We start from the raw sequence: 14,582 nt of genomic DNA on the forward strand, positions 1-14,582 counted from the left end.
CGCACCCGCTGACGTTTCCTCCCATGACCTGCGGGCGGCCCGTTACACGGTTCAAAGTGGTCAGGGGATGAGCAGGCTAGCCAGGAAGTAGACCACGGACCCCAGGGCCACCACCGGCGCCAGGGCAAGGGCCAGCCGTCCCCGGCGGGTAGGAATGTCGTCGCGGGAGAGGATCAGCCGGCGAACCGCCATGATGACCGCGGCCCCCACGGCCCCCATCAGGGCTGCGGCCGCCGTGTGGATTCCGGCCTCGGACTGGAGTACACCCGCCAGGGCGCCAGCCAGGGCACCGGCGATAACGCCCAGCGGAGCGGCAATCCGATCCGGCAGGGGAATGAGTGAGACGGCCAGCCCGGCAAGGATTCCGGCGGCCCCAACCGTCAGGCCCGCAGGGCTGCCGTCAGCGCCAGCGAGACGGTCGGCGGCCACCCAACCGGATCCCAGTACGGTCAGCAGGACACCGGCAATGTTGCCGATGGTCGATTCCAGCCGGTGCGCCTGGCCGGTGCCGCGCAGCAGCTGGATGAGGAAGATCGCCCCCACGCCAACCGCCGCTGCAGCAGGCAGCCAGGTCAGCAGGGCGGTGGACGGTGCGACGTAGGCCGCGGCGCAGGCACCGGCACCGGCGAGCGCCAGGACCGCGCCCTGGGATTTCCTGGCCGGAACGTCCAGCAGGTGCGGCCAGCCGATTCCCACCACTACACAGAGAAGGCCGGTCACCACCGCAACCGCCGCTACTGACCAGTACGAAGCACCCACGATGCTTATGAGGGCTGCTGCCGCCAACACCGCTACGCTCCAAAGTTTCACCTAAGCCATCCTGCCTTATTACGTAGTGCAGATGAAACTTACAGGCCGGGCGAGGCTCCGTGGGTATACTTTCAACACCTTCGCCCCCCTGCGGATGTGGCCAAGCTTGTGCCCGATGATGTGCGCCCAACTTTCGGAGGAACCATGTCGCACATATTGCTGCTGACCAACAGCCCGGGCTCCTCAGCGGACGTCCTGCCGGCCCTTGGCCTGCTCAACCACAAGGTCCAGGTTGTTCCCGCCGAACCCACCGCACTCCTCGACACCGAACCCAGCGATGTAGTGCTCATCGACGCGCGCAAAGACCTGGTGGGTGCCCGCTCCCTGACCCAGCTGCTGAAAGCCACCGGCCTGGATACACCGCTGATCCTCATTCTTACCGAGGGCGGAATGGCAGCCGTAGCGGCAAACTGGCTGGCGGATGACGTCATTCTCGATTCAGCGGGACCCGCCGAGCTGGAAGCCCGGCTGCGGCTGATGTCAGCCCGGACCAACTCCGCATCCGAGAGCGCAGGTACGGAGATCCGGGCCTCCGGCGTCGTCATTGACGAGGCCAGCTATACCGCTCGCGTGAACGGCACCGCGCTGAACCTTACCTACAAGGAATTTGAGCTCCTGAAGTACCTTGCCCAGCACCCCGGACGGGTCTTCACCCGCGACCAGCTGCTGCATGAGGTGTGGGGTTATGACTACTACGGGGGCACCCGAACGGTGGATGTCCATGTCCGGCGACTGCGGGCCAAGCTGGGGCCGGACCATGAGAACCTGATCGGCACCGTCCGCAATGTCGGGTACCGGTTCACCCGTTCGCGTCTGGCCGGGGAATCCGCGCAGGCCGCGAGCCAGGACGCCTGAGTTCCCTGCCGGTCCGGCGCCGGCTTTCGCAGGTACCGGCTTGCCCGCCGCCGTCCGGGCGCTAGGCTTCTTCAATGACAGACGAACGCGTAATGCCCTGGCCCGTCACCGTCACCAAGGGCACCCCCGACCCGGACCTGCTGGCGCAGCTGCGCGAGCTGGCAGATGCCGCAGCGAACGCCGACGGCAACCCCCCGCTCTCCGAACAGACCCTCGTTGATCTGCGGTCCGCCGAGACTGACCCCGATGCCCTGCTGGTTTTCGCTACCTACGCCAATGATGACTCCTCGGACCCCTCCGCTGCCCAGGCGCTTGCCGGCATCGCCGTGCTGATCCGGGACCCCTCCGAGGACACGGGCGTCCTGGAGCTGGTGGTTCATCCGGCGTACCGGGAGAAGGGTGTGGGCACCGCCCTGGCCTCCGCCGTTCAGGAGAACGTTCGTGCCGGTACCGTCCCTGCACCCCAGGCGTGGTCGCACGGCAACCATGAGGCCGCCGTCGAACTGGCCCGCCGCTTTGGCTACCGTCCGGTGCGCGAGCTTCTGCGCCTGCGCCTGACCCGGGGCGCCGATGCCGCCGGCATGCCGGCGGCCGAGCTGCCCAACGGCGTCTCCCTGCGGTCCTTCCGCCCGGGCGAGGACGAGGACGCCTGGCTGGCCGCGAACGCCGCCGCTTTTGCCCACCACCCCGAACAGGGCGGCATGACGCGCGCGGATCTGGACGCGCGGATGGCAGAGGACTGGTTTGATCCCGAAGGCTTCCTGCTGGCGGTCCGTGACGACGACGGCGCCATCCTCGGCTTCCATTGGACCAAGGTCCACCCCGGCACCGGTGGGCATCCGCCCCTGGGCGAGGTGTACGTAGTGGGCGTGGTTCCCGAAGCGCAGGGCATGGGGCTGGGCCGGACCCTGACCATTGCCGGCATCCGGCATCTGCAGGACACCGGACTGCAGGCGATCATGCTGTACGTGGATGCGGACAACGCCCCGGCCATGGCCCTGTACCGGCGGCTGGGTTTTGTCCGCTGGGACGCCGATGTGATGTACGCGGCCGGTTGAGCCCGAACAGCTTGTAATGTTGATTTGACGGCTGCGTCCGCCGGGAGATCCGGAAGGCGCAGTCCGAACCGCCGCCAGTACATCAGGGAGAGACCATGGGATCCGATACCGCCGCAGAGCCGCATTACACTTTCGGGTCCGCGGAGTCCATGTCGGCGCCCCGGGCCACGGAGGACCGGATTGACATTCCGGACTTCGGTCCGGCACTGGTTCCCGAAGGGGAGATCAGCCCGGAGCGTTTCCTGGACCGTGAAATCAGCTGGCTCCACTTCAACGCGCGGGTCCTTGAACTCGCTGAGGACCCGGACCTGTACCTGCTGGAACGCGTCAACTTCCTGTCCATCTTCGCGTCCAACCTGGACGAGTTCTTCATGGTCCGGGTGGCAGGGCTTAAACGCCGCATCGCCACCGGGCTGGCGGTCCCCTCCGCTGCCGGGCTGAGTCCGATCGAGCAGCTGGAACACATTGTGGAGGCCGGCTACCGGCTCCAGCAGCGCCACGCGGAGGTTTTTGCCCGGCAGATCCGGCCGGCCCTGTCCGAGGAACAGATTTTCCTGGTGGGCTGGGACGAACTGGATGACACGTCCAAGGCCTATCTGCACCGCCAGTTCGCGTCCAAGGTGTTCCCGATCCTGACGCCGCTGGCCGTGGATCCGGCGCACCCGTTCCCCTATATCTCCGGGCTCTCGCTGAACCTGGCCGTGGTGGTCCGCAACCCCGTCAGCGGCAAGGAGTTCTTTGCCCGGGTGAAGGTTCCGGACCAGCTGCCCCGCCTCATCTCCGTGGACGGGCCGCGGGCCGGGAATGTAGCCGGCCGGGTGGCCCGCTTCATTCCGCTCGAGGACGTCATCGCCGAGCACCTGGACCAGTTGTTCCCCGGCATGGACGTCATGGAGCACCACGCGTTCCGGGTGACCCGCAACGAGGACCTGGAGGTGGAAGAGGACGACGCCGAGAACCTGCTGCAGGCGCTGGAAAAGGAACTGCTGCGCCGCCGCTTCGGCCCGCCCGTCCGGCTGGAAGTCACCACCGACATCAACCCCAGCATCCGCGAACTGCTGGTGCGTGAACTGGGAGTGGAAGAGGACGAGGTGTACGCGCTGCCCGCGCCGCTGGACCTCCGCGGGCTGGCCGGCATCAGCCGGATTGACCGTGCCGACCTGCACTATCCCAAGCAGGTGCCGCACACCAGCCTGCATCTGAAGGAATCCGAAACCTCCAAGCCCGCCGATGTGTTCGCTGCCATGCGCCGCCGCGACATCCTGCTGCACCACCCGTATGACTCCTTCTCCACCTCGGTGCAGGCCTTCCTGGAGCAGGCCGCCGCGGATCCTCGGGTCCAGGCCATTAAGCAGACCCTGTACCGGACCTCCGGCGACTCCCCCATTGTTGATGCGCTCATTGACGCCGCTGAGTCCGGCAAGCAGGTGCTGGCCCTGGTGGAAATCAAGGCCCGCTTCGACGAGCAGGCCAACATTTCCTGGGCCAGGAAGCTGGAGCAGGCCGGCGTGCACGTGGTCTACGGGATCGTGGGCCTGAAAACCCACTGCAAGCTCTCACTGGTGGTCCGTCAGGAAGTGGACGGGCTGCGGCGTTACTGCCACATCGGCACCGGCAACTATCACCCGCGCACCGCACGCTACTACGAAGACCTGGGCCTGCTGACCTCCAATGAACAGGTTGGTGAAGACCTCACCAAGCTCTTCAACCAGCTCTCCGGCTACGCACCAAAATCCACGTTCAAGCGCCTGCTCGTGGCTCCCAGGTCCGTTCGATCCGGCCTTATTGACCGTATTGAGCGGGAGATCGCCAATAAAAAAGCCGGCTTGGCTGCCCGGGTGATCATCAAGGTCAACTCGATGGTGGACGAGGCGATTATCGATTCCCTTTACCGCGCCTCGCAGGCCGGGGTCCAGGTGGACGTGATTGTGCGCGGCATCTGTTCCGTGCGCCCGGGCGTCCCCGGACTGAGCGAGAACATTACGGTCCGTTCCATCCTGGGCAGGTTCCTGGAACACTCCCGCGTGTTTGCCTTCGCCAACGCCGGTGACCCGGTAGTGTTCATCGGCTCCGCGGACATGATGCACCGCAACCTGGACCGCCGGGTGGAGGCCCTGGTTCAGCTGGCCTCCCGTGAGGATATCGCCGACCTCGTCTCCCTCATGGACCGCTACATGGATCCGGCCACGGCGAGCTGGCACCTGGAGAAGGACGGCATCTGGACCCGGCACCACAAGAATGAGGAGGGCGACCCGCTGCTGGATGTTCAGTCCTGGCTCCTCGCCTCCCGGTCCCGCCAGCGTGCCGCTGTTCGCCGCTGATCCTCATGTCCACCGAACCGAAAACGTCCATGGGTGAACGCATCACATCCCCCCAAGCCCGAGGCCGGGAAAACGGCAGCGGGGCCCAGGACCGCGGCCACACTGCAGCCGAGGTCACGCAGACGGACGAGGACGCTGTCGGCGAAGACATCAAGGTGGTGGCCGCAGGTGCGCTGTGCTGGCGCATCCGAAACGGCGTCCTCGAAGTCCTGATGATCCATCGTCCACGCTATCGGGACTGGTCTTGGCCCAAGGGCAAGCTCGACGCCGGCGAGACCACTCCCGAATGTGCCGTCCGTGAGGTCCAGGAAGAAGCCGGGATACAGATCAGGCTGGGCATTCCGCTCCCGGCCACGGTGTATCCGGTGGCCTCCGGCATGAAGATTGTCCACTATTGGGCCGCCCGCATTCAGGACGGCAAACCCCACCCGGATGGCAAGGAAGTGGACGGAGTCCGCTGGTGCACCCCTCAGGAGGCCCACGCCGAACTGTCGAATCCCTCGGACCGGCTGCCCCTGCATGCCCTTGAAGAAGCGCATGCCGAGGGCAGGCTGCGGACCTGGCCGCTGATTATCGTGCGGCATGCCAAGGCGAAGCCGCGCTCGTCCTGGACACGCGCCGAGGGAGACCGTCCTCTGGCAGCAACCGGCCTGCGTCAGGCACAGGCCGTGTCGCGGCTGCTGACCGCTTGGCTTCCGGACCGGGTGGTATCCAGTCCGTGGGTCCGCTGTGTGCAGACGGTGCGCCCCTATCTGAAGATGCGGACCGTGAAGTTCAAAACAGTGGATGCCATCACCGAGCACAGCGCCAAGCGGAAGCCCGGCAAGGCCCGCAACGCCGTGGAAGCACTGTTCGACAAGTCCAAGCCCGTGGCACTGTGCACCCACCGACCCGTTTTGCCGCTGACGTTCGAGGTGCTGACACGCCATATGCCGGCCGGTCTGTCTGCAGGCCTGCCGGCCAAAGATCCCTTCCTGGCCCCGGGCGAAGCAATAATCTGCCAGGTCAGCTCAGCCGAGGAAGGACGCATTGTGTCCCTGGAACGGTTTCGGGCCTTCGACGACTAAGCGAGTGTCGCGATCGTGCGTTATTGCCGCACCGAGTGCCGTGCTAATGCGGGAAACCCGCGCTCAGAGCGGCACGTTGTCGACACTCGACCGGTCAAAACGGCACCTTCGCGACACTCGACCAGGGAAAGACCGGGGAAAGGGGCACGTTCCTGACACCCGGAGCGCCACGAGCAGTCCCTCCCCGTCCCCAGGCGCAGGACAGCTAAGCCTAACCGTGCTTTTTTCGCCCGGGGACCCGGCCTAGGGTGGGGCCATGACCACTTTCACAGAACTCCTCGAAGCCCAGATCGGCCATGAATTCAACGCCTCACAGCAGTACGTTGCAATGGCTGTGTTTTTTGACGGTGAAGACCTCCCCCAGCTGGCGCGCCACTTCTATGCCCAGTCGGTTGAGGAACGCAACCACGCCATGATGCTGGTGCAGTACATGCTGGACCGGGACATGCCGGTCCGGATCCCGGGTGTGGGCGCCGTGCGCAATGATTTCTCCACTGTGGTGGAGCCCATCGCGCTGGCTTTGGAGCAGGAAAAGCAGGTCACCCGGCAGATTGAGGCACTCTTCGCCGCTGCACGCACTGAGGGCGATGCCCTGGGCGAGCAGTTCATGCTGTGGTTCCTCAAGGAACAGGTGGAGGAAGTGGCTTCCATGTCCACGCTGCTCACCGTGGCCAAGCGCGCCGACAACCTCTTTGACCTGGAGAATTTCATGGCGCGGGAACAGGTTGGCGACGGCGGCGAGCACGACGCCGGTGCTCCCGAAGCTGCCGGCGGCGCGCTCTAGCCGCAGGTAGTTCCCACAAAACCCTTGACCCCCGAAGTTATGTACCAAATACTCAGTACATTGATACATAGCTTCAGGGGGCTCTCTTGATATCAGCAGTGATCACCGCGCTGAGCAACCTCGTTTTTTGGGCAGTGATCCTGACGATCATGGTCCTTTCGGTGCGACCGACGCCTGGCGCAGACCCCCTCACGGTCACCCAAGCTGCTGAAAAGTACGGCCGCAGGATCGGGATTGTTGCCCTCGGAACAGCGCTCTGGCTCGCCAGCGCCCTTCGGCCGGCCTTGATGGAGGCGGGCGGGGACCTCTGGTGGAACGGCAGTTTCAGTGCCTCCGGAGTGCTCCTGCAGCTTGGTGCGCCGACGGTATTCGCACTGTCGATCCTCGCCGTCGGCGAGCTGACGTGGCCCCGCCCGCGTGGTTCCGTCCGCACAGCCGTCCTGACCCACCGCGGCCTTCATTCCCTTGTTCAGCGGTACATGTTCAGCGTTGCCCTGGCTTTCCTTCTTCTGGATTTGGCCATTCTTGGCACCGTTCTGGGACTCCCGCCCGCCGGTTCACGGATCCGGGATTTCACGGTGGGCTGGCTGCCCTGGCTTCTACTGACAGTCGGCGCCACGGTTGGCATTCTCAAGCTCGTCGCAGTCCGACCGATGGTCCCCGGCACCACCCAGGAAGCGGATGCCGCACTGAGGCAGGCTTCTGCCCACCGGGTGCTGCGTGTGGCCGCCGGAATATTCATCACCCTCAGCGCCTCCGGGGGCGCTTTCCTTGCCGCCTATCCGCCCCAGCCCAACGCCGGCACCGCAGCGTCCGTAATGAAAAGCGTCGCGCTCGCGGGCTTCTACCTGGGCACACTCTCCCTGTTGAAGCGGGCACCCCGGGTGCCGCTTCCAGGCCACGACGGCGCTTCCACCGCCTCCCTGACGATCATCACCACGCGTCCGGCAACGGGTCCGTCCTCTCCGTTGGCGATCAGGTCTCTGGCCTCCAGCCTGCGGCTGGGCATCGCAGGATCAGCGGCCGCGGCTACGGCGGGCGTGGCCGTCCTGCTGGGTTTGGGGTGGAGTGCTTCCGGGCCCGTCCTGGCAGTTGCCGCGGCAGCCGCGACGTTCCTGCTGCTGGTCCTACTCACGGAACAGGTGACCGCGAGGCGAACTGCAGCACATCGTGCCACACCCCACCGTGCCGGGGTTCCACCCACTCCGGCCGACATGGCTTTCATCCGTCCTCCGCGCTGGCTGACCCGGACGGCTGCCGGTGCGGCGGTCCTCACGGTCCTGATCAACGCAGCAGCCGCCCTGCTCGGACCGTCAATGGATGCTGCGGCGCAGAAGTACACCGCATTTCCGGACACAGGTATCCTGCCGCAGCGGGTTCCCTTCTTCGACCTGCACTTTGCCCTGACTGCCGCCCTGCTGGTGCTCCTGCTACCGCTGCTCGCCACGTTCGTCTCACGCCGGGCCCTGCACCGTCCGTCCTTCCCCGCGCCGGACCGGGCTGTAGACCTGAGGCTGCGGCGAGTCGCTGCCTTCCGCGTGGAGCGCACCGTTGCGGCTACCTGTTTGGCCGCCGTCGGCCTGACCCTCCAGCACCTTTCGTCCGGCCGTTTCCCGACGTCTCAGACGGGACCCGTTCCGGATCCCCCGCTGGACTGGGCCGGGACGCTGGTCCAGCAAGCCGGCGCCAACGCCTGGCTGTGGCTCGCAGCTGCCCTGGTCATTGCTCTGCGAAGCTTTGGGCCGTCCCATTTTCCGGACGAGTCTCCGGACAAGGTCCGCACCGCAGAGCGGTCAGACGCTCCCCACGGGCCGACCGCACAGCGATGAGTGCCCGCATCACCGTAGACCTGAAGTCTCCGATACCACCGTATGAGCAGATCCGCGAACAGGTCAGCGCGCTGGCCGCCCACGGCGTTCTTTCCCCCGGGGACCGGCTGCCGACCATCCGCATGCTTGCCTCGGACCTCGGTGTCGCACCGGGAACCGTTGCCCGTGCCTATAAGGAGCTGGAGTCCGCCGGTATTGTCACGGCAATGCGCCGGCGCGGCACGGTGATTACGGCGCGGGCGCACCGCCCCACCCCTACCGGCGCCGTCCTGCCCGCCGTGCCGCCCGCTGTCGCCGCCGCCGTCGCACGCCTGGTGCAGGCGGCCCGATCAGCAGGCCTGGACCAGCAGTCGCTGCTGTACCTCGTGACGGAGGCCTCGGCGGAAGAACCGGGAGTTGGAGCAGTAGCCGGGGAACCAAAGAACTAGACTGGAGCCGTGACTATTCCTACCCCGTACGAAGATCTGCTCCGCGACGTGATGGCCCACGGAACGCAGAAATCCGACCGCACCGGCACCGGAACCCGCAGTGTCTTTGGCCGCCAGATGCGCTTTGACCTCAGCGAGTCCTTTCCGTTGATCACCACTAAACGGGTGCACTTCAAGTCGGTGGCCCTGGAACTGCTGTGGTTCCTGCGCGGGGATTCCAACGTGCGCTGGCTGCAGGAACGCGGCGTCAGCATCTGGAATGAATGGGCGGACGACGACGGCGAGCTGGGCCCGGTCTACGGCGTTCAGTGGCGCTCCTGGCCGGCCCCGGACGGCGGTCAGATCGACCAGATCGCCAAGGTGATCGAGAGTATCCGGACCAATCCGGACTCCCGCCGGCATATTGTCACGGCCTGGAATCCGGCCGAAGTGGACAACATGGCGCTGCCGCCCTGCCACGCCATGTTCCAGTTCTACGTGGCCGACGGAAAACTGTCCTGCCAGCTGTATCAGCGCTCCGCTGATCTGTTCCTCGGCGTACCCTTCAACATTGCCTCCTACGCGCTGCTCACGCTCATGGTGGCCCAGCAGACGGGGCTGGAGCCGGGAGAATTCGTCTGGACCGGCGGTGACGTCCACATTTATGACAACCATGTGGACCAGGTCCGCGAACAGCTCAGCCGGGCCCCCTATCCGTATCCGCAGCTGCGGCTGGCCCGGAAACCGGCCTCGATCTTCGACTACGCCTTTGAGGATTTTGAGGTCATGGACTACCGCCACCACCCCGGCATCAAAGCTCCGATCGCAGTCTGAGAGGCATCCCCTTGAGTGAATCCACCGACGGCGTCCGCTACTTTCCCACGGGCACTGACCACAGCGCCGATACTGCCGCCGACGGCCTGGACCTGGACGCGGCGCTGAACGCCGCCAACCCGGCCGGTGTACCGCAGCCGCTGGTGGGCATGATCTGGGCGCAGACCCTGGACGGCGTCATCGGCCGGGACGGGGGCATGCCGTGGCACCTGCCCGAAGACCTGGCACATTTCAAGAACACCACCGCCGGCCACCCGGTCATCATGGGCCGGCGCACCTGGGAGTCCTTTCCCGCCGCCTACCGGCCGCTGCCGGGCCGCACCAACATTGTGGTGAGCTCCAGCGAAACGCTGGCAGCGGAGCTCTCCCCGGCCGGTGCCGTCGTCGTTCCCTCGCTGGAGCAGGCATTGGAGACCGCACGGCAGAGCCCGGGCGGCAGCGACCAGATCTGGATTGTGGGCGGTGCGCAGCTGTACGAGGCCGCCGCGCCGCTGGCGGATGCCGCGGTGGTAACCGTCATCGATGCCAGCACCGAGGGCGATACCTATGCACCGCATCTTGGCGCGGACTGGGCGTTCAGCGCAGTCAGCCCCGCCGAGGGCTGGAACACGGCGGCGAACGGCACCTCCTACCGGATTGCCCTCTGGACCCGGGTGCGGGACGCGGAGAGCGGCGTCACCAATCACCACGGCGGCGCGGCCCTGCCCTAAACTGGGACCATGACTTCAGCAGCTACCCCTGTACCCACCGCGGGCTTCATCGGTTGGCGGGGCATGGTCGGTTCCGTCCTCATGCAGCGCATGCAGGATGAGGGCGACTTTGACCTGATCAACCCTGTGTTCTTCTCCACCTCCAACGCCGGAGGCGCTGCGCCGTCCTTCGCCGCGGGCGCCGGAGAACTCCAGAACGCCTACGACATTGAGACGCTGGCCAAGCTGCCGATTATCGTTACGGCGCAGGGCGGCGGTTATACCTCCGAGGTCTACCCCAAACTGCGCGACGCCGGGTGGAACGGCCTGTGGATCGACGCCGCCTCCACACTGCGGATGGACTCGGACTCGATCATTGTCCTGGACCCGGTGAACCGTGACGTCATCGACGCCGGGCTGGCACACGGAGTAAAGAACTTCGTGGGCGGCAACTGCACAGTCTCCTGCATGCTCATGGGCCTGGGCGGACTCTTCCGCAACGGTTTGGTGGAGTGGGGCACCTCCATGACCTATCAGGCGGCCTCCGGCGGCGGTGCCCGGCACATGCGCGAACTGCTCAACCAGTTTGGCTCGCTGAACTCTGTGGTGGCGGACCGCCTTGCCGATCCTTCCTCCGCCATCCTGGACATCGATCGTGCGGTGCTGGCCCAGCAGAAGAACCCGGCCATGGACTCCTCGCAGTTCGGGGTGCCGTTGGCCGGTTCGGTGATCCCCTGGATCGACGCAGATCTGGGCAACGGGCAGTCCAAAGAAGAGTGGAAGGCCGGCGCCGAAACCAACAAGATCCTGGGCCGGGACACCGCCGGACGGATTCCGTTTGACGGGTTGTGCGTGCGTATCGGGGCCATGCGCTCCCACTCACAGGCACTGACCCTCAAACTCACCGAAGACCTTTCGGTGGCGGAGATTGAGCGCATCATCGACGCCGACAACGAGTGGGCCAAGGTGGTTCCCAACACCAAAGAAGCGTCCATGGCGGAGCTCACCCCCGTGGCCGTCAGCGGCACCCTGGACATCCCGGTGGGCCGGATCCGGAAACTGGAGATGGGCCCGGAATACATCAGTGCTTTCACCATTGGCGACCAGCTGCTCTGGGGTGCGGCCGAACCGCTGCGGCGCATGCTGCGGATCGCTACGGGCAACCTGTAAATCCTGGCAACACCCGTGCCGTCCAGCGGATCCGTTCCTTCCGGAACGGATCCGCTTTTGCATTCGCTTGGACTGTCAGTGGCAGGTGGGAGGCTGCGGATATGGACAAGTTCACCGTGGAAGAGATTCTCCGCACCTTCTTCACCCTCAGCGCCGAGGGCAAACAAACCGCCACCGCAGCTCGGTACGGCAGAATCCTGGCACAGCTGCGGCAGTACCTGGAAACGGACGGCTGGATGTACCTGACGCCGGACCGTGCCGCCCTGCTGGATCTGGAACGGGCCTTTGACCCGGAGAACGCCTTTGTGCGGCTCTTCAACGCCGAGGACCTGCTCTATACGCTGCACGGCTTTCTGGGACCGCAATGGCTGCTGCCGGGGCTGCAGGACCGCCGTACCCAGGTGAGCCTGACGTCCCGGTTGGTGCAGTGGCTGTGCAGCCGGTCCCTGGTGGACCGGTCCTGGCACAGCTGCCAGGTGGAAGAAGTCCTGACCGCTGCGGAAATCATGCGCCGGAACCGCGGCGGGAGGTCCTAATTACAGCGTGCAGTTGATCAGCAGCGGCTCGGGGTGCAGCCGGATACCAAACGCATCCTCCACTCCGTCGGCCACCGCACGGGCTACGGCCAAGAGGTCTTCGGTGCTGGCGTTGCCGCGGTTGGTGACCGCCAGCGTGTGCTTGGTGGACAGGGACGCCCGGCCGCCGGCCAGCTCGGTCCCCTGGCCGGTCTGCGGCAGGCCGAAGCCCTTGGGGAAGCCTGACCGGTCAATCAGCCAGGCGGCGCTGAGCTTGACCATGCCAGGCTGCGCCACCGGGTAGCGCGGCGCCTCGAGCGGCAAATGCGCGGCCTCCTGCTCGGAGACCACCGGATTCGTGAAGAAGGAGCCTGTGCTCCAGGTATCGGGGTCGGCGGGATCAAGCACCATGCCCTTGCCGGCGCGCAGCCGCAGCACCTCGCGGCGCACGTCATTGGCCGCGGCACGCTCCCCCACCTCCACGCCCAGGGCGCGGGCCAGCTCGGCGTAGCGCACGGGGGCGCTTTCCATGCCCCGGGTCAGGCCAAAGTCTACGGTCAGGACCACGTAGCGCGGCGAACCGTTCAGGGTGCTGCGTTTGAGCACGGAGTCCCGGTAGCCGAACTGCAGGTCTTCATTAGTGAAGTCCACAACGGTGCGGGTTTCCCGGTCCCAGGCGCGGACGCCGGTAATGCTGTGCGAAACATCCGCGCCGTAGGCACCCACATTCTGCACGGGCGTTGCCCCGGCCAAACCCGGAATGCCGGAGAGCGCTTCCAGTCCGGAGCAGCCCTCGCGCAGCGTCTGGGCCACCAGCTCATCCCAGGGATGGCCAGCCTGGGCCCGGACGATGACGGTGCCCTTGTGCTCGGAGAACTCCAGCCCACGGGTGGCAATGTGGACCACGGCTCCGTCAAAACCGGCGTCGGAAATCAGCAGGTTGGAGCCGCCGCCCACAATCAGCAGCGTTTCCCTGGCTTCGTCGGCGGCGCGGACGGCACCGATCAGCTCGTCTTCGGTTTCAGCGTTGATGTAGCGGCGGGCCGGGCCGCCAACCCGGGAGGTGGTCAGGGACGCCAGGGATAAAGAAGTCAGGGCGCTCACCAGATCCGTACAACCGCCTGTGCCTTGACCAGGACCTTTTGGCCGTTGAACGTCACGGTGAGGTCCACGCGGGCGGTGGAATTGTCGGCGTCGAGCGCACCGATCACTCCGGTGACCTCCACGACGGCGCCCGCTTCCCCGTCCAGGTCCTGAACCGGAACCGGCCGGGTAAAGCGGGTCTGGTAGTCCAGGACGGCACCCGGATCGCCAATCCAGTCCGTCACCAGCTGCACGGCCGCGCCCATGGTGAACATGCCGTGGGCAATGACCCCGGGCAGGTCCACGCTGCGGGCGAAGCGTTCGTTCCAGTGGATGGGGTTGAAGTCTCCGGAGGCTCCGGCGTAGCGCACCAGGTCGGCACGGGAAATCTCCAGCGAGGCCGTTCCGATTTCCTGTCCGGTGGCGAGTTCGCTCAATGCAATCGACACGGCGTTACTGCCCTTCTCCGCGGACGAGGATGGATGACACGGCGGTGGCGACCTTTTCGCCCTCCGTGGTGGAAATTTCCGAGCGGGTGGTCAGCAGGGCGCCGTCGCCCATGGCACGGACCGAGTCCACATAAAGCTCCGCGATCAGCTCGTCGCCGGCCACGATCGGCCGGTGATGGGTGAAGCGCTGGTCCGCGTGGACCACGCGGGTGAAGTCGATGCCGGCCTCCGGGTCGGCGATGAGCTGCGCGTCAGCGCGCTGGGCCACGATGACGGCGAAGGTGGGCGGAGCCACCAGGTCCGCGTAGCCCAGGCGTTCGGCTTCCGCCACGTCATAGTGGGCGGCATGACCTGCCTTAACGGCACGGGCAAACTCGCGGATCTTCTCGCGGCCTACCTGGTAGGGCTCGCTGGCGGGGTAGCTGCGGCCCTGCAGCTCGGGGTTGATGCTCATTTGGTTCCCTTCATCCGACGCCGGGCGTCCCTGGCTCGAACCACCATACCGCCGAGGTGCAGGCACATGCCCACCACGATCACGGGGGCGGCAATGTACATCAACAGCGGAGAATCACTGATGGCGCCGAACACGACCATCAGCACTCCCGCACCGGAGACCACCAGCGCGGAGACCACCAGCTTGCGGTACAGGGCGGAACCGGTCTCCCACGGGGTGTTTAGCATGCCCCCAGAATACAGGGGCGGCACCTCCGG

The 14,582-nt window shown here is 66.0% G+C and carries 16 protein-coding genes; 11 read left to right on the forward strand and 5 right to left on the reverse strand.

Translation table 11 applies throughout. From position 1 onward, the window contains the following. Positions 1–60: 60 nt before the first annotated feature. Entirely contained in the window at positions 61–810 is a 750-nt protein-coding gene (locus ABIB35_RS00855; protein ID WP_354178100.1) for a hypothetical protein, read from the reverse strand. A gap of 144 nt (positions 811–954) precedes the next feature. On the opposite strand from ABIB35_RS00855, the gene ABIB35_RS00860 reads away from it, so the two are divergent. The 11 genes from ABIB35_RS00860 to ABIB35_RS00910 all read left to right on the forward strand — a co-directional run bounded on the left by ABIB35_RS00860 (position 955) and on the right by ABIB35_RS00910 (position 12,360). Beyond that, on the forward strand, positions 955–1,665 hold the full coding sequence (locus ABIB35_RS00860; protein ID WP_354178101.1) for a winged helix-turn-helix transcriptional regulator: 711 nt from the start codon (positions 955–957) through the stop codon (positions 1,663–1,665). Between the two features lie 74 nt (positions 1,666–1,739). Further along, positions 1,740–2,723, forward strand: a complete 984-nt coding sequence (gene mshD, locus ABIB35_RS00865; RefSeq protein ID WP_354178102.1) for a mycothiol synthase — start codon at positions 1,740–1,742, stop codon at positions 2,721–2,723. A gap of 95 nt (positions 2,724–2,818) precedes the next feature. After that, positions 2,819–5,044, forward strand: coding sequence for an RNA degradosome polyphosphate kinase (locus tag ABIB35_RS00870; protein WP_354178103.1), 2,226 nt, complete (start codon positions 2,819–2,821; stop codon positions 5,042–5,044). A 5-nt stretch (positions 5,045–5,049) separates the two neighbouring features. Continuing rightward, on the forward strand, positions 5,050–6,111 hold the full coding sequence (locus ABIB35_RS00875; protein ID WP_354178104.1) for an NUDIX hydrolase: 1,062 nt from the start codon (positions 5,050–5,052) through the stop codon (positions 6,109–6,111). A 256-nt stretch (positions 6,112–6,367) separates the two neighbouring features. After that, positions 6,368–6,895: a ferritin gene (locus ABIB35_RS00880; RefSeq protein WP_354178106.1), complete on the forward strand. Its 528-nt coding sequence runs from the start codon at positions 6,368–6,370 to the stop codon at positions 6,893–6,895. 86 nt (positions 6,896–6,981) lie between these two features. After that, positions 6,982–8,724 (forward strand): hypothetical protein, encoded by a 1,743-nt coding sequence (locus ABIB35_RS00885; RefSeq protein ID WP_354178107.1) that lies wholly within the window; start codon positions 6,982–6,984, stop codon positions 8,722–8,724. Further along, on the forward strand, positions 8,721–9,152 hold the full coding sequence (locus ABIB35_RS00890) for a GntR family transcriptional regulator (RefSeq protein ID WP_354178108.1): 432 nt from the start codon (positions 8,721–8,723) through the stop codon (positions 9,150–9,152). The genes ABIB35_RS00885 and ABIB35_RS00890 overlap by 4 nt, the downstream gene beginning before the upstream one ends. A gap of 9 nt (positions 9,153–9,161) precedes the next feature. Beyond that, positions 9,162–9,965: a thymidylate synthase gene (locus ABIB35_RS00895; protein ID WP_354178109.1), complete on the forward strand. Its 804-nt coding sequence runs from the start codon at positions 9,162–9,164 to the stop codon at positions 9,963–9,965. A gap of 11 nt (positions 9,966–9,976) precedes the next feature. Further along, positions 9,977–10,675 carry a dihydrofolate reductase gene (locus ABIB35_RS00900; RefSeq protein ID WP_354178110.1) on the forward strand — a complete coding sequence of 233 codons (699 nt, stop codon included), beginning with the start codon at positions 9,977–9,979 and terminating at the stop codon, positions 10,673–10,675. Between the two features lie 9 nt (positions 10,676–10,684). Next, positions 10,685–11,824 (forward strand): aspartate-semialdehyde dehydrogenase, encoded by a 1,140-nt coding sequence (gene asd / locus ABIB35_RS00905; protein ID WP_354178111.1) that lies wholly within the window; start codon positions 10,685–10,687, stop codon positions 11,822–11,824. 101 nt (positions 11,825–11,925) lie between these two features. Then, a complete protein-coding gene (locus ABIB35_RS00910) occupies positions 11,926–12,360 on the forward strand; it encodes a hypothetical protein (protein WP_354178112.1) in 435 nt (144 codons plus the stop codon). Here ABIB35_RS00910 and ABIB35_RS00915 read toward each other — a convergent pair whose 3' ends face one another. From ABIB35_RS00915 to ABIB35_RS00930, 4 genes are read right to left on the reverse strand one after another with little or no spacing between them, the layout of a single operon-like run. Further along, on the reverse strand, positions 12,361–13,434 hold the full coding sequence (locus ABIB35_RS00915) for a UDP-N-acetylmuramate dehydrogenase (RefSeq protein WP_354178370.1): 1,074 nt from the start codon (positions 13,432–13,434) through the stop codon (positions 12,361–12,363). It abuts the gene before it with no gap. A 5-nt stretch (positions 13,435–13,439) separates the two neighbouring features. Beyond that, a complete protein-coding gene (locus ABIB35_RS00920) occupies positions 13,440–13,871 on the reverse strand; it encodes a MaoC family dehydratase (RefSeq protein ID WP_354178113.1) in 432 nt (143 codons plus the stop codon). 4 nt (positions 13,872–13,875) lie between these two features. Then, positions 13,876–14,325, reverse strand: coding sequence for an FAS1-like dehydratase domain-containing protein (locus ABIB35_RS00925; RefSeq protein ID WP_354178114.1), 450 nt, complete (start codon positions 14,323–14,325; stop codon positions 13,876–13,878). Then, the gene (locus tag ABIB35_RS00930) at positions 14,322–14,552 is read right to left on the reverse strand and encodes a hypothetical protein (protein ID WP_354178115.1); all 231 of its coding nucleotides are present in this window, start codon (positions 14,550–14,552) and stop codon (positions 14,322–14,324) included. The genes ABIB35_RS00925 and ABIB35_RS00930 overlap by 4 nt, the downstream gene beginning before the upstream one ends. Between the last annotated feature and the right edge of the window lie 30 nt (positions 14,553–14,582).

The sequence above is a fragment of the Arthrobacter sp. UYP6 genome (genome assembly GCF_040547315.1).
In the GTDB taxonomy this organism is placed as follows: domain Bacteria; phylum Actinomycetota; class Actinomycetes; order Actinomycetales; family Micrococcaceae; genus Arthrobacter_B.

Coding starts and splice junctions, on each gene's coding strand:
- ABIB35_RS00860 (WP_354178101.1), top strand. CDS start 955: ATGTCGCACATATTGCTGCTGACCAACAGCCCGGGCTCCTCAGCGGAC.
- mshD (WP_354178102.1), top strand. CDS start 1,740: ATGACAGACGAACGCGTAATGCCCTGGCCCGTCACCGTCACCAAGGGC.
- ABIB35_RS00870 (WP_354178103.1), top strand. CDS start 2,819: ATGGGATCCGATACCGCCGCAGAGCCGCATTACACTTTCGGGTCCGCG.
- ABIB35_RS00875 (WP_354178104.1), top strand. CDS start 5,050: ATGTCCACCGAACCGAAAACGTCCATGGGTGAACGCATCACATCCCCC.
- ABIB35_RS00880 (WP_354178106.1), top strand. CDS start 6,368: ATGACCACTTTCACAGAACTCCTCGAAGCCCAGATCGGCCATGAATTC.
- ABIB35_RS00890 (WP_354178108.1), top strand. CDS start 8,721: ATGAGTGCCCGCATCACCGTAGACCTGAAGTCTCCGATACCACCGTAT.
- asd (WP_354178111.1), top strand. CDS start 10,685: ATGACTTCAGCAGCTACCCCTGTACCCACCGCGGGCTTCATCGGTTGG.
- ABIB35_RS00910 (WP_354178112.1), top strand. CDS start 11,926: ATGGACAAGTTCACCGTGGAAGAGATTCTCCGCACCTTCTTCACCCTC.
- ABIB35_RS00925 (WP_354178114.1), bottom strand. CDS start 14,325: ATGAGCATCAACCCCGAGCTGCAGGGCCGCAGCTACCCCGCCAGCGAG.
- ABIB35_RS00930 (WP_354178115.1), bottom strand. CDS start 14,552: ATGCTAAACACCCCGTGGGAGACCGGTTCCGCCCTGTACCGCAAGCTG.